The 20,370-nt window shown below is 43.2% G+C and carries 19 protein-coding genes; 4 read left to right on the top strand and 15 right to left on the bottom strand.

The features are described 5' to 3' along the window. Window position 1 precedes the first annotated feature (1 nt). From BRLA_RS02480 to BRLA_RS02455, 6 genes are all read right to left on the bottom strand, one after another. On the bottom strand, window positions 2–709 hold the full coding sequence (locus BRLA_RS02480; protein WP_003335679.1) for an ABC transporter ATP-binding protein: 708 nt from the start codon (window positions 707–709) through the stop codon (window positions 2–4). A 12-nt stretch (window positions 710–721) separates the two neighbouring features. Further along, window positions 722–1,498 carry an ABC transporter ATP-binding protein gene (locus tag BRLA_RS02475; protein ID WP_003335680.1) on the bottom strand — a complete coding sequence of 259 codons (777 nt, stop codon included), beginning with the start codon at window positions 1,496–1,498 and terminating at the stop codon, window positions 722–724. Window positions 1,499–1,511: 13 nt separating this feature from the next. Further along, the gene (locus BRLA_RS02470) at window positions 1,512–2,795 is read right to left on the bottom strand and encodes a branched-chain amino acid ABC transporter permease (protein ID WP_003335681.1); all 1,284 of its coding nucleotides are present in this window, start codon (window positions 2,793–2,795) and stop codon (window positions 1,512–1,514) included. Window positions 2,796–2,804: 9 nt separating this feature from the next. Then, window positions 2,805–3,752, bottom strand: coding sequence for a branched-chain amino acid ABC transporter permease (locus BRLA_RS02465; RefSeq protein WP_003335682.1), 948 nt, complete (start codon window positions 3,750–3,752; stop codon window positions 2,805–2,807). Window positions 3,753–3,907: 155 nt separating this feature from the next. Next, window positions 3,908–5,077, bottom strand: coding sequence for a branched-chain amino acid ABC transporter substrate-binding protein (locus BRLA_RS02460; protein WP_003335683.1), 1,170 nt, complete (start codon window positions 5,075–5,077; stop codon window positions 3,908–3,910). Between the two features lie 247 nt (window positions 5,078–5,324). Beyond that, window positions 5,325–7,091: an adenine deaminase C-terminal domain-containing protein gene (locus BRLA_RS02455; RefSeq protein ID WP_003335684.1), complete on the bottom strand. Its 1,767-nt coding sequence runs from the start codon at window positions 7,089–7,091 to the stop codon at window positions 5,325–5,327. 142 nt (window positions 7,092–7,233) lie between these two features. Between BRLA_RS02455 and BRLA_RS02450 the strand changes: the two genes are divergently transcribed. After that, a complete protein-coding gene (locus tag BRLA_RS02450) occupies window positions 7,234–7,716 on the top strand; it encodes a YgaP family membrane protein (protein WP_022584221.1) in 483 nt (160 codons plus the stop codon). Between the two features lie 130 nt (window positions 7,717–7,846). Here the strand turns inward: BRLA_RS02450 and purD are convergent, their stop codons facing one another. Next, complete coding sequence (gene purD, locus BRLA_RS02445; protein WP_003335686.1) at window positions 7,847–9,136, bottom strand: phosphoribosylamine--glycine ligase; 1,290 nt, start codon at window positions 9,134–9,136, stop codon at window positions 7,847–7,849. A 16-nt stretch (window positions 9,137–9,152) separates the two neighbouring features. Continuing rightward, a complete protein-coding gene (gene purH, locus BRLA_RS02440) occupies window positions 9,153–10,709 on the bottom strand; it encodes a bifunctional phosphoribosylaminoimidazolecarboxamide formyltransferase/IMP cyclohydrolase (protein WP_003335687.1) in 1,557 nt (518 codons plus the stop codon). Window positions 10,710–10,895: 186 nt separating this feature from the next. Between purH and BRLA_RS02435 the strand changes: the two genes are divergently transcribed. Both BRLA_RS02435 and BRLA_RS24130 read left to right on the top strand, forming a co-directional pair. Further along, the gene (locus BRLA_RS02435; protein ID WP_236867725.1) at window positions 10,896–11,606 is read left to right on the top strand and encodes an NAD-dependent epimerase/dehydratase family protein; all 711 of its coding nucleotides are present in this window, start codon (window positions 10,896–10,898) and stop codon (window positions 11,604–11,606) included. An 84-nt stretch (window positions 11,607–11,690) separates the two neighbouring features. Next, entirely contained in the window at window positions 11,691–11,837 is a 147-nt protein-coding gene (locus BRLA_RS24130; protein ID WP_003335690.1) for a hypothetical protein, read from the top strand. Between the two features lie 17 nt (window positions 11,838–11,854). Here BRLA_RS24130 and BRLA_RS02430 read toward each other — a convergent pair whose 3' ends face one another. Then, window positions 11,855–12,133 (bottom strand): hypothetical protein, encoded by a 279-nt coding sequence (locus BRLA_RS02430; RefSeq protein ID WP_138976968.1) that lies wholly within the window; start codon window positions 12,131–12,133, stop codon window positions 11,855–11,857. A 235-nt stretch (window positions 12,134–12,368) separates the two neighbouring features. Here BRLA_RS02430 and BRLA_RS02425 point away from each other — a divergent pair, with 235 nt between their 5' ends. Then, window positions 12,369–13,688, top strand: a complete 1,320-nt coding sequence (locus BRLA_RS02425; RefSeq protein WP_003335692.1) for a globin-coupled sensor protein — start codon at window positions 12,369–12,371, stop codon at window positions 13,686–13,688. A gap of 57 nt (window positions 13,689–13,745) precedes the next feature. Here the strand turns inward: BRLA_RS02425 and BRLA_RS02420 are convergent, their stop codons facing one another. From BRLA_RS02420 to purQ, 6 genes are all read right to left on the bottom strand, one after another. After that, complete coding sequence (locus BRLA_RS02420) at window positions 13,746–14,186, bottom strand: hypothetical protein (RefSeq protein WP_003335693.1); 441 nt, start codon at window positions 14,184–14,186, stop codon at window positions 13,746–13,748. Window positions 14,187–14,388: 202 nt separating this feature from the next. Next, window positions 14,389–14,991 carry a phosphoribosylglycinamide formyltransferase gene (gene purN / locus BRLA_RS02415; RefSeq protein ID WP_003335694.1) on the bottom strand — a complete coding sequence of 201 codons (603 nt, stop codon included), beginning with the start codon at window positions 14,989–14,991 and terminating at the stop codon, window positions 14,389–14,391. Then, window positions 14,988–16,031, bottom strand: coding sequence for a phosphoribosylformylglycinamidine cyclo-ligase (gene purM, locus BRLA_RS02410; RefSeq protein ID WP_003335695.1), 1,044 nt, complete (start codon window positions 16,029–16,031; stop codon window positions 14,988–14,990). The genes purN and purM overlap by 4 nt, the downstream gene beginning before the upstream one ends. Window positions 16,032–16,047: 16 nt before the next feature. Then, window positions 16,048–17,472: an amidophosphoribosyltransferase gene (gene purF / locus BRLA_RS02405; RefSeq protein ID WP_003335696.1), complete on the bottom strand. Its 1,425-nt coding sequence runs from the start codon at window positions 17,470–17,472 to the stop codon at window positions 16,048–16,050. Next, entirely contained in the window at window positions 17,457–19,697 is a 2,241-nt protein-coding gene (gene purL, locus BRLA_RS02400) for a phosphoribosylformylglycinamidine synthase subunit PurL (RefSeq protein ID WP_003335697.1), read from the bottom strand. The genes purF and purL overlap by 16 nt, the downstream gene beginning before the upstream one ends. Then, window positions 19,678–20,370 carry a phosphoribosylformylglycinamidine synthase subunit PurQ gene (purQ, locus tag BRLA_RS02395; RefSeq protein WP_003335698.1) on the bottom strand — a complete coding sequence of 231 codons (693 nt, stop codon included), beginning with the start codon at window positions 20,368–20,370 and terminating at the stop codon, window positions 19,678–19,680. Before purQ ends, purL begins: the two co-directional genes overlap by 20 nt.

Here is a 20,370-nt window from a genome sequence, read left to right as displayed (position 1 = left end):
TCTATGCCAAATACGCCTCTCTCACCTGAGGATCTGATAGCAGATTTTTTGCATCATCCTTCAAAATGATCTCACCCGTCTGGATGACATAGCCTCGGTGTGCAATGGCAAGTGCCTGATTTGCATTCTGCTCGACCAACAGGATGGTCATACCCTCTTGATTTAATTCCGTGATGATCTCGAAGATTTGCTCAACTAAAATGGGAGCTAATCCCATAGATGGCTCATCTAACATCAGAATTTTCGGCTTCATCATTAATCCACGAGCGATAGCCAGCATTTGCTGTTCACCACCTGACATCGTGCCACCTTTTTGAGATACTCGTTCTTTTAAGCGTGGAAAATAATGAAAGGCTCGTTCGATACCCTCTTCCATCACTTTTTTATCCTTGATAGAAAAGGCCCCCATCTCCAAATTTTCCTTCACTGTTAATTTTGGAAATATCCGCCTTCCCTCCGGAACATGAGCAATTCCTAATGCTGAAATTTCATGCGGTTTTTTACCGGTAATAGCTTGCCCGTTAAATAACACTTGGCCTTCTTTGGTTCGTACTTGACCACATATGGCTTTTAAGGTAGTTGACTTTCCAGCTCCATTAGAACCTATAAGAGTTACAACTTCTCCCTGCTCTACCGTAATACTTAGACCTTTTAACGCATGGATGCCACCGTAATAGGTATGAACCTCCTTCAATTCCAATAATGCCATCGCTCTTCCCTCCTACGAAGCTTCTGTTGCGCTCTTGCCCAGGTACGCCTCAATTACTTTTGGATTGGTTCTTATGTCGTCTGGAGTACCCTCCGCAATCTTCCTGCCGTAATCCAGAACATGAATATACTCGGACAGCCCCATAACCAGCTTCATATCATGCTCGATTAAAATAATGGTTAATTCTAATTCGCGTTTGAGCTGACGTATGAAGTCTGTCATTTCCACCGTCTCTCTTGGATTCATTCCTGCCGCTGGCTCATCTAACAAAATGATCTGAGGGTTCGTAGCTAAGGCCCTAGCGATCTCTAGCCGGCGCTGCAATCCATACGGCAGGCTTCCCGCGGTTTCATTAGCAATCTGTTCAATCCCTACATATTCAAGAATTTGATAAGCTTCAATTCGTGCTCGTTCCTCTTCTTCCCGTACTCGTTTTGAATGAAACAAAATTCCCAGAAGACCAGCTTGCAGGCGTCCATGCTGCCCAATCATTACGTTCTCTAACGCTGTCATTTGTTTGAACAGTCTAACATTTTGGAATGTCCGTGTAATGCCTCGGTTTGCTATTTGATCAGGTTGAAGTCCTTTAATACTCTTTCCATTTAGGACAACATCCCCCTCGTCTGGCTCGTAAAAGCCTGTCACCATATTAAAAAAAGTGGTTTTACCTGCCCCATTTGGACCGATAACTGCCGTGATGCTTCCTTTTTCAATATCAATCGACACGTCTTCATTAGCTACCAGACCACCGAATTTCTTAGTTAAATGTCTCGCTTCTAACAATGCCATGCTACTCCCTCCTCTAACCTACTCTGTTTCGTCCAGTCAACTTAGCAAGAATGCCCTGCCGTTGTTCAACCTGAGCGTGATTTTTAATGGACTCCATATTTTCTTTCCTTCTTTTTGCTGGAATTAAGCCGTTTGGACGATAGAGAGCCGCTACTACCAGCAGAATTCCAAACACCATCCGCTGTAGCTTAGACGGGTCTAGCTGACTGGGTAGATACAGGATTCCTGCCTGAGATAGCTCATGTAAATAATTAGATAGCTCTTTTAAAATTTGAACCTGAAGCAGTGTCACAAACGTTGCACCTAAAATAACGCCGGGAATGCTGCCACTCCCACCTAAAATAACCATTACCAAGATGCTAAATGACTCCATCAATGTAAAGGAGGTAGGATCAATAAAGGTTTGCTTTGCCGCAAAGATAACTCCCACTACCCCTGCAAAGGATGCTCCTGTAGCAAATGCCGCTAATTTCGTTTTTAACAGAGAAATGCCCATAGACTGCGCTGCCAGCTCATCTTCACGAATCGCAATCCAAGCCCGCCCTAGTTTGGAATGCTCCAAGCGAATGTTGGCAAATACAATCAATAAAATCACCACGAGTACAATAAAATAGAAATGAAAAGCATCAGAAAAGGGTTCACCCCATATCTGCGGGGCATTAATAGAAGTTATCCCCTGAGGTCCATTTGTTATATTGATTGGCTTATCCAAATTATTAAAGATTATTCTGATAATTTCGCCAAATCCTAAGGTAACAATGGCTAGATAATCTCCTTTTACGCGGAGAACGGGGAGTCCTAGCAGAATTCCAAAAATAGCTGCGACCAGCAAACCAACCACTAAAAATGCCCAAAACCACTCTCCACTTAACGGGAACAAATCTCCCGGAATAAAATGATTAGCCTGTGCGGTAGCAAATATGCCATATGCATATGCTCCAGCGGCAAAAAAAGCAATATAGCCTAAATCCAATAATCCTGCAAATCCAACCACAATATTTAAGCCAAGCGCCATCGCTACATAAATACCGATATTGGTCGCCACTTCCATATAATAGCTGTTATCATATGCAAGTAATGGAATAAGACCAAACAGCACGAATCCCCCTAAAAACACTTGTATCCATTTATTCGTATTCGTGTAGTAAATGAACAAGACGGAAAAAATGAGCCCCACAAAGCTTGTTACCGATTGCTGTAATAAATAAAGGGCTACAGAGCATGCTGCAATCCACACCAGCGTAAGAAGAAGCGGGATTGGTTTTTCCTTTGCTAGCACATTTTTAAGAGTTCCCATTTCTTTCACCTACACTTTCTCTTTTACGGCTTCTCCAAGCAGACCCTCTGGTTTGAACAGAAGCACTAGAATGAGAATGGCAAAACCGATGACATCCTTATACTCTCCACCGAAGGCTCCCCCTGTTAACGGCCCCATATATGCACCAGCCAACGACTCAACCAAACCAAGAAGCACTCCGCCCAGCATCGCCCCTCTGAGGTTGCCAATCCCGCCTAATATAGCAGCAGTGAAAGCTTTCATGCCCAAAATGAAACCAATGAAAGGATCAATCGTTCCATAGTTTTGTGCAAACAACACACCTGTTGCTCCACCTAAGCTTGAGCCAATAAGGAAGGTTAGCATAATGACTTTGTCCACATTTATGGTCATAAGTGATGCTGTGGATTGATCCTGTGAAACGGCACGCATTGCGATACCCCATTTTGTCTTATTAATAAAAAAGGTTAATGTACTCATCATTACGATTGCTACGATAACAACAATTACAGCTTTGGAGGGAACTTGGGCAATTCCGATATCGATTTTTCCAGGAAATAAAATCGGTCCTGTTAAATAAAAGGTATCCCGATGAAGCGCTTCTGCAAAACGAACGACATCTTGCAAAAAGAAGGACACACCAATAGCAGATATCAACGGAACCAGCCGCGGGGCATTACGTAGAGGTCGATAAGCAACCCGTTCAATCCCGACACCCAATAAACCGGTTACGATCATACTGATAACCAGAGCAAGAACAAGAGCTAAAAATGGATTCATTCCTTGCAATACACCGTTAGCATCCATAATCAGTAGCACTTCTGTTCCGACAAAGGCTCCCACCATAAAAATTTCTCCGTGGGAAAAGTTAATAAATTCCAATATTCCATAAACCATTGTGTATCCCAGGGCTACAACTGCATACATGAAGCCGAGGGTAAGTCCATCGACCAAAACTTGAGGTAGGATCTGCCACATGTACATTCCTCATTTCATTATATTTTTATGTTTACTGTAAATGCAGATCATTTTCCCTAAAAATAAATAGGGCTTTTCCTCAATCATTCACAAAAGAAGGGCGCTTCTATGTGTCGTCCCCTTACTACAACAGTAGAAAGCGTCCTTTGTAATTACTACTCAATTTTGCCTACATATGTGGCTTTGCCGTTTTCAAATTTATAAACAAATATCTGAGCGAATTCATTGTCTCCTTTTTCTGTAAAGGTGACTTTGGTAAATTGAGCTTGAAAGTCTTTCGTTTTATGAACGGCGTCTAATACTTGCTCTCTGCTAGGCTTCTTATTTCCATTTGCCTTAATAGCGTTTTGTAGGCCATGCAGTAATACCTTCATCGCATCATATCCGTAAACGGAATAGGCTTCTAGCTTTTTATTAGTTGCCTTCTCATAAGCTTCAGCCCATTTTTTTCCTTCAGCAGTTTGGGTAACGTCCCCCGCTGCCGATGTATAGATCACTCCTTCAGCGGCACTGCCAGCAATCGTCACTAATTCTGAGGAATCAATTCCATCCCCGCCCATAAATATGCCCTGATACCCCTTATCACGGGCCTGCTTAAATAACAGACCTCCTTCCGTATAAATCCCTCCAAAGAAAACCAGGTCTGGTTTACTTGTAACTACTTGATTAACCACAGCACTATAATCCTTTTCCCCTACAGTAATGCCTTCGAAACCAAGTATTTCCACTCCATCCTTTTCAAATTGAGCTTTTACTTGGTCAGTTAATCCTGTTCCATACGCCGTTTTATCAGTAATAATGAATACGGTTTTTACGCCAAGCGTATTTTTGGCGTATCTAGCTGCTGCGGGTCCTTGTGCATCATTGCGTGCGCAAATGCGATGGACTGTCTTCTTCCCTTCTTCAGTAAGATTGGTGCCTGTGTTAGCAGGAGAGACCATGACCAGTTTGCCAGCTTCATACTTAGAAGAGGACGGAACAGCAACACCGGTATTGTAGTGGCCGATCACTCCCAGTACGTCCTTGTTGGCAACCAGCAGCTGGGCATTGGTAACACCCTGTTTGGGATCAGCCTGATCATCCTGAGGAAAGAGCTGTAGATCGAATCCCATTTTCGCAAATTCTTCCTTTTCCTCCTGCAACGCGTACCCTGCTCCCTGTTTAATCGCGTCCCCAATGTTTGCGTATGCACCAGATAGCGGGCTTTGTGTAGCGATTTTTATTACCTCTTTTCCGGTGCCTTGGCCTGCACCTGCACAGCCTGATAAAGCTAATCCAGTAATCAATATGGCGGTCAAGAGTCCCATGCTAGCTTTCTTGTTCATGGAATCAAATCCCCCTTATTTTTCTTCTTTCAACTAAATCAGTGTATTCTCAGATCGTCAGGATTTTGACAACTATAGGGTAGGAAGATTCGTTTTGCGTTAATGATTATTTTTTATTGTAAAATAACTCAGAAAATTTACAAGAAAAAAATAATTTTTATCGGAGCGATTTTACCGCGTCATTGGTACTATTTTACACATCTCAATAAGGAATAGAAGCTTTATTGATAACCTATCAGCCAAACCTTTAGATCGAGCTAGCTGGATAAATCATAGTACCTGTCTTCACTTCATAGATTCCAGACTTCGTAAAACGAACAAAGGGTAAATGGGTAGCGGTAAAAAATAATAAGGAATAAATTGGATCATCAAAACGATAGCCACGTTCTCTCATTAAAGTGGAAAAAAGCTCGCTTTTTTCCATGACAATCTCCATCGGTTCATCTGTCATTTTCCCACCTATAGGCAGGGGCATATGAAATAACACTTCTCCCTTTTCAATGATCGCCACTCCTCCTTTTGATGCTACGATCTCCTGAAGGGCCGCTTTCATCGCTTGTGGATTACGACCTAATACGAGAAATTCTGTGGATGCATGGAAGGTGGTCGCTAATGCTTCTAGTTCAACAGCAAAGCCTCGTAAAATGGCCTTTGTGAGTTGTTTCGTCTTGGGATCAATTAAGACTGCAAGCATCGCGTCCGGTATTTGTATAAGCTCCTCCCAATTATGAATAACAGTTGTTGTATCTAATTTGCTAATAACTGCATTTATCATACAGATGACAGGGAGAGCATCTAAGTGAAGGGCTTGCTCTTGTTCTTGTTCTGGAAACTGAAACCAATGATCAGACACCTTTTCTTCCATGGTGGAGCCAATAGAAATAAACTCACTTAGTTGCCTTTTTGGTATCTTTGCTTTCGCTTGTCCCTCCCCATCGATGAGAAGACCATTTGCGATAACCGTTTCTGGCGTTGGATTACTTCTCTCTGTAAGCAACAATATATCAGCCACGCGTCCAGGAGCAATCCCACCTATTTCCGTATCCATTTTGTAATAAGTAGCAGGATTTAATGTTGCCATCACGTAGGCTTCTTCCATAGGCATACCGGCCTCAATTGCCACTCGGATCGTGTAGTCCATCACTCCGTTTCGAAGCATCGGCGCTGTAGCTCCATCTGAGGTAAGCATCATGCGAGGTGACCAAGGTAAGCCTAATTGCTTCCATTCTTTAATCAATTTGGGCAGATCAGGCCGGATGGAGGAATGACGAAGTGTAGCATACATCCCCACTTGCAAGCGATGCAGTAGCTCGTCGGCCGTCATACTTTCATGACAAGCTCCTACACCATGAGCGGCCGCTAAAGCCAATGTATGATAAGAAGCCCCCGGATGGTGGCCCTCTATTCGTTTACCCAAATCCAGAGCATAGCGCATCCCTTCTAACAGCTCTTCTCGCTCATCCAATACTCCTCTCCAATCCGTTAATTCTCCAGCCTGAATCACTAGAGGATGGTCTAATAGCTCCTTTATTCTTTCTCGCTGGAATACTCCTTCTGGATCAGGCAGCGTTTGTGAATCCAGCCTAGCCCAAAAAAATTGCTTCACGGGATGCTTATTTATCTCATCTAAAAGCGAAGACAGCTTATCATAGGGCAACAATTGAAAAAAGAACAAGCTATCACTTACCATCGTCGTGGTCCCTGTCTGCAATGCATAATCAGCTAAGGTGAACGGATTATACCATTGAAAAGGATGGGCATGCGGTTCGATGTATCCCGGGACGATATACTTGTCTTTTGCATTTATACAAATTGTATCCTGATTTACTAATGGTGCTTTCTCTCCCACATAAGCAATTCGCTCCCCGGACAAGACGATGTCTGCTTGGCGCCAAGACTTCGTATATACATCTAATATGGTACCTCCCGTAATCCACACACTAGCAGCTTCAAGTCCTTTTGCTGTACGAATCATTTGTTTATAAGCCATTTCTGTTAGTTTTCTTGCCCTCACTCATTCCCTCTCCTCTTGTGTTAGCATCGTTATTTACTACTTATATGACTCACTCATGGATCCCTGCTTTTCTGCCATTTTTTCCTTGGGTGGACGATCGCTTCTCAACACAAACTAACACAAGGAAGGAGGCTGGATGAGCATGAAAAAGAATGTTGGTAGGCTGGACGCCTATATTCGTATAACTTTGGGGCTAATCGGTTTAGGGTGCGCAATTAGCAAAATGTCAAATCATCGCTATCGTAGAAAACCTTATGGTCTTTTGCTTTGGTCTGCTACGAAGGTAGCCGAGGGCATCACGCGCTTTTGTCCAATCCTCTTGATGTTTGGTATCAGTACCAGAAAAGAGGATTTAATACGTCAAGCGATGGATAAAATTATTCCGACTGGTCTTTCGCTTTACAACAAGACTAGAGAAGCTACGTCGTCGATGAAAAACCGAGTATCAAAGCGCACCTCCACTGATCATACCCAAACAAATTCTCAGAATGAGCAGGCAACAAACCACAATGCTGAAAACACGCAAGCTGAAGAGCTTGCTCGCAGGGCATTCGAAAGCTTTGTTGAAAGCGAAAAACAAGGGGATCAAGCACCTTTTCAACCATCTACTCAGGAAAAAGACTAACATCTTGATCAACCCCGGAATAAAAACGCGTCTAATCATGATGCTAAGTAAAATCAAACAAAGGGATCAGGCCACAGAGGCCCAATCCCTTTTGTTTGTTCAATCCAGACTACTTGTTCTTTCTGACTGTCTATACCTTTTTAAAAGCTTTATCAGCAATATCTCTACGATAATGTGCACCTGTAAAGGATATGTTGGCTACAGCCTGATATGCCTTTTCTTTGGCTAGCTGCAAGGAGTCGCCTAAAGCAGTTACTGCAAGCACCCGTCCACCATTTGTTACAAAATGACCAGCTTCCTGCTTCGTACCAGCATGGAATACCATTTCCTGTTTGTCTTCTTCAGGCGAATCAGCTACAGATACATCCAGACCACTTATAACAGCTCCCTTAGGATAATCTCCCGGATATCCTGGTGAAGCCATAACAACCGTAACTGCACTCTGCTTACTCCATTTGATATCTAAATCAGCCAAGGTTCCATTTATTGTGGCCATCACAATATCCACTAAATCGGTTTCCAATAATGGCAGAGTGACCTGTGTTTCTGGATCACCAAATCTGGCATTAAATTCTACAACCTTAGGACCATCCTCGGTAAGCATCAATCCCGTGTACAAAACACCTCGAAACGGGATACCTTCCTTTACCATAGCAGACGCCATCGGTTGAACAATCTTATCTATTATATGCTGTATATCGCTATTCTTTACTTGAGGTACAGGAGCATACGCCCCCATTCCGCCGGTATTGGGCCCTTTATCCCCGTCAAATACCGTCTTATGATCCTGAGAAGGAATCATTGGCTTAACAGTCTCTCCATCAATAAAGGAGAGCAACGTCAATTCTTCCCCGCGCATAAACTCTTCAATAACAACGCGACTTCCAGCTTGACCAAACTTACTATCCTGCATGATCTGACGGATTGCTTCTTCTGCTTCCTCTAGGCTAAAAGCTAGAATGACACCTTTTCCTTGTGCCAGACCGTCCGCTTTAATAACGATGGGCGCCCCTTTTTCTCTTACATAAGCGATAGCAGATTCATAATCGAGGAAAGATTCATATTCCGCAGTTGGAATATTATATTTTTTCATCAAACATTTAGCAAAAGATTTACTGCCTTCCAGCTTTGCGGCATTTGCACTTGGACCATATATAGGTAGATTACGTAGAGTAAAGAAATCTACAATTCCTCCTAAAAGCGGATCTTCAGGACCTACAATGGTAACATCAATTTCCTCATCTTTGGCAAACTGTGCCAGTGCCGCATAATCTGTCACTTGGATCGGAACGTTTTGCACCAGAGCAGCGGTTCCACCATTACCCGGAGCGCAGAAAATTTTCTCCACTTGAGGGCTTTGTGCCAGTTTCCACACGAGGGTGTGTTCCCTTCCCCCGCTGCCTACTACCAAAACTTTCATTCTATTTGTCCTCCCCTTAATGTTTAAAATGACGGACACCTGTGAAAATCATAGCAATGCCATGACGATTGCACGCATCGATCGATTCTTGGTCTCGAATAGAGCCACCAGGCTGAATAATAGCTGTAATTCCTGCTTGAGCTGCTGCTTCTACTGTATCAGACATTGGGAAAAATGCATCTGAGGCAAGAACTGCTCCCTTAGCTTCTTCTCCAGCTTGTGTGATCGCAATTTGGGCTGAACCTACTCTGTTCATCTGCCCCGCACCAACTCCGATCGTTTTATCTGATGTAGCTAGAACGATCGCATTAGACTTAACGTGTTTGACCACCTTCCAAGCAAACTCTAGTTGAGTTAGCTCTTCTTCACTTGGTGAACGTTCAGTTACGACCATTATAGCAGTAGGGTCAAGGGATTTGCGATCCCATTCCTGGACAAGCGCTCCACCATGCACAGAAGTAATTTGATAAGCAGAACCCAATGCACCTTTATGCTCAGTAGAGGCTATCTCGTCCATCTGAAGTAAACGCACATTTTTCTTTTCCTGCAAAACAGCCAACGCCTCTGGTTCAAAAGCTGGGGCAATAATGATTTCTAAGAATACCTCTTTTAGTAGTAAAGCTGTTTCACGATCAATCGGGCGATTCGCCGCTACAATCCCACCAAAAATAGAGACGGGATCAGCATCATACGCTTTTTGATAAGCCTGATGAATGGTCACTCCCACACCTACCCCGCATGGATTGGTATGTTTTACGGCAACCACTGCTGGCTCGTTGAATTCAGCCAATATAGCCAATGCAGCATTAGCATCGTTAATATTATTATAGGAAAGTTCTTTACCGTGAAGTTGTTTGCACGCAGCGATATTGCCGCTAGTGGACAAAGCATCTCGATAAAAGGCTGCCTTCTGATGAGGGTTTTCTCCATAGCGAAGCTCCTGAGCCTTTTCATAGGTAACCGTGAAGCTCTCTGGCAATTCCTCGCCTGTTTGTTCGCTTAAATAGCGTGAAATGAGAGAATCATAGGCAGCCGTATGACGAAATACTTTAGCTGCTAGGCGTTTGCGCGTTTCTAAACTGGTGTTTTGTTGTTCGCGGATTTCATTTAACACAAGCTCATAGTCATTAGCATCCACAACTACAGTCACGTATGCATGGTTCTTTGCTGCCGAGCGCAGCATCGTTGGGCCGCCAATATCAATATTTTCAATCGCGTCCTCATAGCTGACATCTGTACGAGAAATTGTTTCCTTAAACGGATAAAGGTTCACCGCTACGATATCAATATATTCAAAACCTTGGGCCGCCATTTGCTCCGCGTGCTCTTCATTATCGCGAACCGCGAGCAAACCACTGTGAATAGCTGGGTGCAGAGTTTTTACCCGACCATCCATCATTTCTGGAAATTGGGTTACCTCCGATATTCCTGTTACCTTAACTCCTGCATCAGCTAAAAGAGTCGCTGTACCTCCAGTTGAAATGACCTCAAAACCTAGCTCGACAAGCTGGCTTGCAAATTCCACCACGCCTGTTTTGTTAGATACGCTAATCAGTGCTCTCTTTTTCCCCACGGAAAGAACCTCCTGACATGTAATTACTCGTTTAACACGAACATTTCAAGCTAATCATATTATAAATGTACGCTTTTTTCAACTTTTTTACTGCTCAAACAGCCTATTACCTTTTATTTACTTTATAATTACTTTCTATCATAATGTTCTTTTTTTTCTGGCAAAAATAGGAGATAATAAGAAAGATTGAAGAAGTCAGAAAGGATTGTTGACATGCTCCAAAAGAAAACAGCCCTTCTTGCGGGTGCAAGCGGACTGGTAGGAGGACATTTACTCACTTTTTTATTAGAAGCTCCCGAATACGAGCGTATCTATGCGGTTGGGCGAAAGGCGCTATCCATTGATCATCCGAAACTCGAACAAACTGTTCTTTCTTTTGAAAATCTGGATCAATACGCCTCTCTTTTCTCATGTACGGATATCTATTGCTGTCTTGGCACCACACGAAAGAAGGCCAAAAGTAAGAAACAATTTGAGCAAGTTGACTATGAATATCCACTGGCTATGGCACGCCTAGCTAAACAACAAGGTGCTGAAAAATTTCTATTGGTTTCTGCTCTAGGTGCTAATGTACACTCGCTTTTCTTTTACAATCAAATAAAAGGGAAGCTGGAACGAGATATCGCAAATCTACAATTGCCTACTGCCTTGTTCTTTCGTCCTTCCTTATTACTAGGTAAACGTGATGAGTATCGAATTTCCGAACATTTGGCAGGTAAGCTTGTTCCTTTGCTCTCTCCTTTGTTGATTGGCCCCTTAGCAACATATCGTGCTATCCCTGCCGAAGAAGTAGCCTATAGCATGTACCAAGCCGCCCAACAAAGCATTTTCGGAAATCATGTGTACGACTCATCTCTTATACATGATATGGCTCAATCACGTTTTTCTACATCCTAATCTACAGTGCAGATACCTGCCTAGTCCCTTGTCACGCATGCCAACATAAACTGATTACTAAGTCGTCAGAGAGGAGGAGGAATCATGCCAGCGACATCCGATTTAGTGAATCTTGGTGTTTCGTCAGATAATTTAGCATTTTGGGCTGCTATACTTAGCATCATCAGCTCTGTTCTAACCTTCCTCGCCCTTGTAATTGATAAGCAAAAAAAGAAATCCAAAAAATGCTAACAGATTTTTCTTTGCCATCAAAAGGCCATGGTTATCATCTTTACCTTCCATTCGAATAAATGAATGGTTGCATAAATACTCAGCCATCCGAGTAACAGATAAAGGATTTGTTGGTTTCTTGGAGATGAGTTTTTTACATTCATGATTAACAAAGATCCAACTACAACACCGATGGTAAACCATGCTACTTGTATAGAAGGTACCATTCCCTCAGCGTTATTCCACATCAGCACCCATATCAGTGTGGCAACAAAATAGGAAGCAATAAATCGCCAAAACGAGTTCACTGTTCTCACCTCACGACCACTTGACATTCTTATTTACAAATAAAATACTGAAACTGTATAAACACCTTACTTTTTACAAAAAAGGAACCGATATAACTAGTGGATATATTATTTTTATATAGCAGCTAGTATCGTTCTATATGATGGGGGTCACTTACTTTATAATATATATATTACAATCAAAAGAGATTGCAACGGACAATCAGATCAAAAACTGCTGTCTCATTATTCCGGGGGGTATTTCATGTGCGCAAAACCTTTTTCCGCATTTTTTGGTTCTAACCACAGCAAGAAAGCGTTCTCACTAGATGAGCAAGCGCATTCCAAGAATGTATCTCTAAACGTGTCAAAACATTCCGATGTCGTGAAACAATTGGAAATGATTCAACTTTCCGAATCCGATCTTCGAATTGCCAGGTGTCTTCAGCCACTCGTTGAACAGCATATCGATGAGATGGTAGCGCAATTTTACAAGAATCTGAAGCACGAGCCTTCTTTGATGGTTATCATTGAACGCCACAGCTCTATTGACCGTTTAAAATCAACACTGCGTACTCATATTTTACAATTGTTTAACGGCACTATAGATGAGAACTTCCTACAACAGCGTAAGCGCATTGCAATCGCTCATGTTAAAATTGGTTTGCTACCAAAATGGTATTTATGTGCCTTTCAGGATTTATCCATCTCGTTATTTAATATGCTAGACATACATATAGACAGTAAATCTGATTACCATAAATCAGTAAAAGCCATTACCAAGTTATTAAATATCGAACAACAAATCGTGCTGGAGGCGTACCAGGATGAGATCAACCGTTTACGTAGCTTAGAAGAAGATAAGAAAGTGATTGTCCGAGAAAAAGTCAATCAAGCTGCTCAGGAATTAGCTGCAATCTCTGAGGAAACTAGCGCTTCTGTTGAGGAGCTGAGTGCCCAGGCTGGGGAATTTGTGATTCATGCGAAGCAAGGAACAGCTTCTTCTATTGAAGCACAAAATTTGTCCATAGACGGTACCACCAAGCTTGACGAGCAGGTTAGCCAATTTGATCTGCTTCAGTCTAGTATGAGAGAAATCTCCATTGAAATGAAAGCTCTAGAAAATACTTCAGAGCAAATTCGAGGCATCGTTAGTGTAGTAACGGGTATCGCCGAGCAAACCAATCTCCTCGCCTTAAATGCGGCCATCGAGGCAGCGCGTGCTGGTGAACAAGGGAGAGGCTTTGCTGTGGTTGCAGATGAGGTGCGCAAGCTCGCGGAACAAACGAAAAAGTCGGTTTCTGGTGTAACTCAATTGATTGAGCAAACACATAATCAAACCTCCAGAGTGTCTTCGCTTCTCGACCGTGTAGAAGAATTGATTGTATCCTCTACGTCTTCGATGAGCGAAATCACCTGCTTTTTTGCCAATATCCAAAAAGCTGTCAGTATTAGTAAGGAACGCAGCAACCTGATTGAACAAGAGCTTGTCACTTTTTCACGCGTCATTGAAGAAATGAATCAAGCTGTTTCTCATGTCGCGCATTCAGCAGAGAACTTATCTGAGGTAATGGATACGTTATAGGAAATGTTGCTGGGAATAACCGTACCTCCCATATGGGCTGTACGGTTTTCTTTTATTTTATACACGCTTCTTTTTCCCTTTTTTATTGCTTAGTTTTTTTAGACTATGGTAGAGACTTTTAGACCTTTTGTTTGATTTTTTATGCAAAGATACCTTTGCATATTCTTCTTTTGTTCTTTTACTTGATTTGTTCTTTGCTTTTTTCTCTTTTTTATCCAGACTACATTCGATAGGTAATTCTAACTCTTCAACAGGATGATTTAGCAATTCATTTTTAATACCGGTGTAATCTTTGTTTTTGACTTTACTTAATACCTGATCACGTGCCTCTTGGGACACGTTCAATCCCATGTCAGATATCTCATTTAGCACTGAAGTTATATTTTTACTATTTACTTCAGGTAGTTTTTGCGCCAATCGATATATGTCATGAATGCTCCACTCTCTTCCTGTTCGCTCACTAAGCTTGCTAAGCAAATTGGATACGATATCTGCCATTCCAGTTGTTCGCCTCCTTGTGTGCGTGCCCACTTGCTTTATCGTATGAATAGGGCAAGTAGTTGGTGAGTGAGAAAGTCGTGGAATGATACTTTTTGGGTGTTTGGGGTCGTTCTCGCCTTGCTGAGATGAAACGCGAAAAAGCGTTTTCCTTCATCCAGAAGGAGAACGCTTTACTTATGTTGCTTGCCTCGCTGTTTAATTAGTTTAGATTCCCCTTACCTTCTATTCCTAACTGGGCTTCTTCGCTAAGACCCTGTAACACACGAATTAACAGCCTATGCTCCACCTCATGTATCTTTTGCTGCAAGCTTTCTTCGGTATCTTCCTTATGAACAAAAATAACTTCCTGATCAATGATGGGACCAGTATCCATTCCCTCGTCAACAAAATGAACAGTCGCACCCATTACTTTTACTCCATATTCCCATGCTTTTTTAATAGCATCTTTTCCCGGGAATGCCGGTAATAAAGATGGATGTAGATTGATCATTCGCCCCTGGTAGCTGGTAAGCAATACATTCCCTATCAATCGCATATAGCCAGCTAGTACAATAAAATCAATTTCTTCTTGCTTTAATTGAACCAAAATCTCTTGTTCAAATGCTTCCTTAGACACATAATCTTTGGCTGAAAACAAAAATACAGGGATGCCAAGACGCTCTGCTCTCTTAATCGCATAAGCTTGAGCTTGATCACAGACTAATAGTGCTACCTCTACAAAGGGAAGGCGTCCATCTCTAGTTGCTTGCACAATCGCTTCAAAATTAGATCCGCTTCCTGAAGCAAACACCGCTATCCTCATTGATGCTCCCCTTCCACATAGACAACCCCACTCTCTCCTTGCTGTACCTTTCCAATCAGATACGCTTCTTCTCCAGCCTCCTGAAGCATGTTTACTACATGTTCAGCATCATTCTTGGCTACTGCAAGCACCATTCCAATTCCCATATTAAAAGTCAGGAACATATCCTGCTGGTTGATATTACCTGTTTTTTCGATCAATTCGAAAATTGGCAATACTGGCCAACTTCCTAATGTAATGGAGGCTTGCAGTCCGTTTGGCAGCATTCGGGGAATGTTCTCTGTAAATCCACCGCCTGTAATATGAGCCATTCCTTTCACTTCAACCTGTTTTAGTAAGGAGAGGATTGGTTTAACATAAATCTTTGTAGGAGTAAGTAAGACCTCACCTAAGCTTTTTTCAAAGCCTTCTACTTTGTCGTGCAACGAAAATCCGGCATCCTGAAGCAATACCTTTCGTACTAAGGAAAAGCCATTACTATGAACACCACTCGAAGCAATGCCAATTAAAATATCCCCTGCTTGAATTTTACTTCCATCAATTATTTTGGATTCCTCAACCACTCCAACCGTAAAACCCGCGATATCATATTCACCGTCTGCATACATCCCCGGCATCTCGGCCGTTTCTCCGCCTATGAGGGCACAGCCTGCTTGCTCACATCCGTCTGCGATTCCCTTTACAATGGACTCCAGCTTCGTAGGGATTACCCTATCACATGCAACATAATCTAAGAAATATAAAGGCTCAGCGCCTTGCACCACAACATCATTGACACACATCGCTACCGCATCAATTCCTATTGTATCATGATGATCCATTTGAAAAGCGAGCTTTAGCTTAGTCCCAACACCATCTGTTCCAGATACAAGCACGGGTTGCTTGTACTCTGCTACATTTAGACGAAATAAGGCGCCAAAACCACCGAGTCCACTCATCACCTCAGGCCGAAACGTGCGTGTAACGTGTTTTTTCATTCGCTCAACCGCTTCATTTCCAGCAGCGATATCAACACCAGCTTCTTTATATGCTTGACTCATTTGTAATCGCTCCCTTTTAGCATTTCGTGATTGGCAAGGCTTCCTCGAAGTTAACCTCTGTCGGGTATCTACCTGTAAAGCATGCTAAACAATGCCCACGATCCGGTGCGTTATCGCTGTCTACACGCCCAATAGCATCTACCATGCCCTTTGGTGTCATAAAGAGTAAAGAATCCGCTCCAATGTACTGACGAATCTCTTCAACCGATTTATTCGAAGCGATCAGCTCATCAAAGGATGATGTATCAATGCCATAAAAACACGGATTTTTTACTGGTGGCGAACTGATTCGAACATGTACTTCGATAGCTCCCGCGTCTCTTAGCATCTGCACAATACGACTACTTGTCGTTCCTCGCACAATCGAATCATCTATCATGATCACTCTTTTACCTTCTACAACTTTACGAACCACCGAGAGCTTCATGTGCACTCCACGCTCACGCAGTTCTTGAGAAGGCTGAATAAAGGTACGACCCACATAACGGTTTTTAATAAACCCGATTTCATAAGGAATACCTGTCGCTTCAGCAAAACCAATCGCCGCTGAAGTACTGGAGTCGGGTACCCCGATTACCACATCACCCTCTGCTGGCGCTTCATAAGCTAATTGCTTCCCAAGTCGTTTACGAGCCATGTGTACATTAATCCCATCAATGTCACTATCCGGTCGTGCAAAATAAATATATTCAAACGTACATAATGTACGATTTATTTTCGGTGCAAATCGCTGTGATTGAATACCATGCTGATCAATAATCAATAACTCGCCTGGCTCAATCTCACGCCAATAGGAACCTCCTACGATATCAAAAGCGCAGGTTTCGGAGGCAACGATAACCGCTTCACCCAATGTTCCAAGCGACAATGGACGTAAGCCATTTGGATCAAGCGCAACAATTAATTGATCCTCGTTCATGACCAACAGCGCATAAGCGCCTTTAATCTCCTGTAAGGCTTCCTTAACCGCGGAAGGTAAGTCCTGCTTCGATGAACGGGCTATAAGATGCGCAATCACTTCTGTATCGCTGGTTGTTTGAAAAATAGAGCCTTTTTTCTCCAGTTCCTTGCGAATAACTCCTGCGTTTACTAAATTTCCATTGTGAGCTACAGCCATACTACCTTGTGCATAGTTAAAAAATAAAGGTTGCGCATTTTCAATCCTACTTGAGCCTTGTGTCGTATAACGTGTATGTCCAATAGCTAAATGCCCATGGAACTTTGCTAATTCGCCTTGCCCAAATGCTTCACTTACTAATCCCATTCCGCGATGCTTATACCATTTTTCCCCGTCAGAGGAACAGATTCCGGCGCTCTCCTGACCTCGGTGTTGAAGAGCATGCAGCCCCAAATAAGTAAGCGGGGCTGCCTCCTTGTGATTGTATATTCCAAAAACACCGCACTCTTCATTTAATTTATCCCACATTATTGGATCAAACATGGTATCGCATCCTTCCATGCTGATTTTAGGCGAGTAAGTGATGCATTCACGATTTCTTTGCCCTGATGAGTGATAACCAAATGATCTAATCCTGTTGTGCCAAGCACTTGGCAAGCCACTCCCTGCTCTGCTGCTAGTCGTTTCATCTGATTAACATTGTCCTGAGTCGTGCTCACTAGAATACGTGATTGTGACTCACTGAATAGCGCTAGATCAGCTCGCAGGTCGTCAGTTAGTTCAATCGTTGCTCCAATCTCTTTTCCGAAGCAGCCCTCAGCAATAGCGACAGCCAATCCGCCCTCTGCCAAATCGTGGGCCGATTGTATATACCCTGCCCGAATTGCAGATAGCACTACTTTTTGAACATTTGCTTCCTTTTCTAAATCAATTTGTGGAGGGCGACCGGAGATTTTGCCTGTCAGTAGCTTTTGATACTCGGAGCCTCCTACTTCTGCGTGAGTTTGACCCAATAATAAAATGACGTCTCCCTCTTGTTTAAAATCCTGAGTTGTAATATGGTCCACGTCTGTAATGAGTCCAACCATTCCGACTACTGGTGTTGGGTAAATGGCCTCACCACTACGTTCGTTATAAAGGGAAACATTCCCGCCGATGACAGGGGTAGACAAGGCATTGCAAGCGGCACTCATCCCATCCACTGCTTTCTCGAATTGCCAGAAAACCTCTGGTTTCTCTGGATTTCCAAAGTTCAGGCAATCTGTGATAGCTAAGGGCTCAGCCCCTGAACAAACCACGTTTCGTGCCGATTCGGCAACCGCTATTGCTCCACCTACTTCTGGATCAAGGTAAACATATCGCCCATTACAATCCGTACTCATAGCCAGAGCCTTACGAGTTCCGCGAATCATGACCACTGCTGCGTCTGAGCCTGGCGTTACAGCAGTTGAGGCGCGAACAATGTGATCATATTGCTCATATACCCATGCTTTATTAGCAATTGTGGGCTGTGCTAGCAATTGGACTAGCGTTTGATTTAGGTCAGCAGGCATTTCAAAGTCCGTGGAATCTATATTCGCACTCTGCTCGTAATAAGCAGGTACCTTTGATGGCTTATGATAGACAGGTGCATCCTCTGCTAGGCTATCCACTGGTACATTGGCGACAATTTCTCCATGATGAAGTAAGCGCAGCATGCCATCGTCCGTTACGCGTCCGATTTCTGCTGAGTAGAGACCCCATTTCTCAAAAATGGCTGTAACCTCTGACTCTCTTCCCTTTTCTACGACTACCAGCATACGTTCTTGCGATTCGGAGAGCATCATTTCATAAGCGCTCATACCTTTTTCACGCTGAGGTACTAGGTCTAAATTCATTTCAATTCCGTTCCCTGCTTTAGATGCCATTTCCGCGCTTGAAGAAGTAAGTCCCGCTGCTCCCATATCCTGAATGCCTGTCACTGCACCTGTCTCAATTAATTCAAGACAAGCCTCCAATAGCAATTTTTCCATAAACGGATCGCCAACCTGTACAGCAGGACGTTTTTTCTCTGATTCCTCACTTAGTTCCTCTGAAGCAAAAGTAGCACCATGAATGCCATCCCGACCAGTGCTGGCTCCGACATATATGACTGGGTTACCAATTCCTTTAGCTACACCCTTTTGAATCTTGTCGTGATCAATTAATCCCACACACATGGCATTTACAAGCGGATTTCCCTCATAGGTAGGATCAAAGCTGATTTCCCCTCCCACGGTAGGTATCCCAATACAATTACCGTAACCAGCAATTCCAGCCACAACATTTTTAAATAAATAATTGACCCGAGGTGTCTTTAATTCCCCAAAGCGCAGAGAGTTCAGTAACGCTACCGGACGAGCTCCCATCGAGAACACATCGCGGATAATACCACCGACACCAGTTGCTGCTCCCTGATAAGGTTCGATAGCTGAAGGATGATTATGGCTTTCGATCTTAAAAACTACAGCCTGATTATCACCGATATCAACAATTCCTGCTCCTTCACCCGGCCCTTGCAAAACACGGGGCCCTTTGGTTGGAAAACGACGAAGCACTGGTTTGGAGTTTTTATAAGAGCAATGCTCCGACCACATCACGCTGTATAGCCCGATTTCCGTCCAATTTGGCTGCCTGCCCAGCAAGCGAACAACGCTTTGATATTCTTCATCTGTTAAACCTAGTTCACGGTATAAATGTTCTTCTGCAATGCGGCTTGCTGATGGTTCCTTATGCGTAAGTTGTGACACCGTTTTTCTCCCTCCAGGCATTCAGAATTGAGGTAAACATGGTACGACCGTCGGCTGATGTCATCCAGCTATGCACAGCACGCTCTGGATGCGGCATCATACCAAGCACATTTCCGCGTTCATTCGTAATCCCTGCGATATCATCCAAGGAGCCATTCGGATTTTCCCCTTCGTAGCGAAAGACAATCTGCCCGTTTTGTTGCATCCTTCTTAATGTTTCCTCTTCGCAGAAATAGTTGCCCTCTCCATGCGCAATCGGGATTTCAATTCTCTCCCCTTTGGCAAATCCATTGGTAAATGGAGTCTGATTATTTTCTACACGTAAGGTAGATAGTTTACAGCGATAAGTAAGCGATGTATTCCGTAACATAGCTCCCGGCAACAAACCTGTTTCTAATAGAATTTGAAAGCCGTTGCAGACTCCCATAATGAATTTACCTTCCTGTGCCGCCCTTACCACCTGCTCCATCACTGGTGAGAAGCGGGCTACTGCACCACAGCGCAAATAGTCACCGTAGGAAAAGCCTCCTGGTAAAAGAATGACATCGTAAGCTGATAAATCTGTTTCGGTGTGCCACACGTAGTCAACAGGCACCTGCATGCAATCTTCTACTGCGTTATACATGTCCACATCTGCATTCGAACCGGGAAATACGATAACAGCTACTCTCAT

The sequence above is a fragment of the Brevibacillus laterosporus LMG 15441 genome, assembly GCF_000219535.2.
GTDB classification, from domain to species: Bacteria; Bacillota; Bacilli; order Brevibacillales; family Brevibacillaceae; genus Brevibacillus_B; species Brevibacillus_B halotolerans.
Note: the sequence above shows the minus strand (reverse complement) of the source record. Positions and strands in the feature narration are given on the sequence as shown.

Coding starts and splice junctions, on each gene's coding strand:
- purM (WP_003335695.1), bottom strand. CDS start 16,031: ATGAGTCAAGCATATAAAGAAGCTGGTGTTGATATCGCTGCTGGAAAT.
- purQ (WP_003335698.1), bottom strand. CDS start 20,370: ATGAGAGTAGCTGTTATCGTATTTCCCGGTTCGAATGCAGATGTGGAC.
- BRLA_RS02480 (WP_003335679.1), bottom strand. CDS start 709: ATGGCATTATTGGAATTGAAGGAGGTTCATACCTATTACGGTGGCATC.
- purF (WP_003335696.1), bottom strand. CDS start 17,472: ATGTTTGATCCAATAATGTGGGATAAATTAAATGAAGAGTGCGGTGTT.
- BRLA_RS24130 (WP_003335690.1), top strand. CDS start 11,691: ATGCCAGCGACATCCGATTTAGTGAATCTTGGTGTTTCGTCAGATAAT.
- BRLA_RS02425 (WP_003335692.1), top strand. CDS start 12,369: ATGTGCGCAAAACCTTTTTCCGCATTTTTTGGTTCTAACCACAGCAAG.
- BRLA_RS02460 (WP_003335683.1), bottom strand. CDS start 5,077: ATGAACAAGAAAGCTAGCATGGGACTCTTGACCGCCATATTGATTACT.
- BRLA_RS02450 (WP_022584221.1), top strand. CDS start 7,234: ATGAAAAAGAATGTTGGTAGGCTGGACGCCTATATTCGTATAACTTTG.
- BRLA_RS02420 (WP_003335693.1), bottom strand. CDS start 14,186: ATGGCAGATATCGTATCCAATTTGCTTAGCAAGCTTAGTGAGCGAACA.
- BRLA_RS02465 (WP_003335682.1), bottom strand. CDS start 3,752: ATGTGGCAGATCCTACCTCAAGTTTTGGTCGATGGACTTACCCTCGGC.
- purN (WP_003335694.1), bottom strand. CDS start 14,991: ATGAGGATAGCGGTGTTTGCTTCAGGAAGCGGATCTAATTTTGAAGCG.
- BRLA_RS02470 (WP_003335681.1), bottom strand. CDS start 2,795: ATGGGAACTCTTAAAAATGTGCTAGCAAAGGAAAAACCAATCCCGCTT.
- purD (WP_003335686.1), bottom strand. CDS start 9,136: ATGAAAGTTTTGGTAGTAGGCAGCGGGGGAAGGGAACACACCCTCGTG.
- BRLA_RS02475 (WP_003335680.1), bottom strand. CDS start 1,498: ATGGCATTGTTAGAAGCGAGACATTTAACTAAGAAATTCGGTGGTCTG.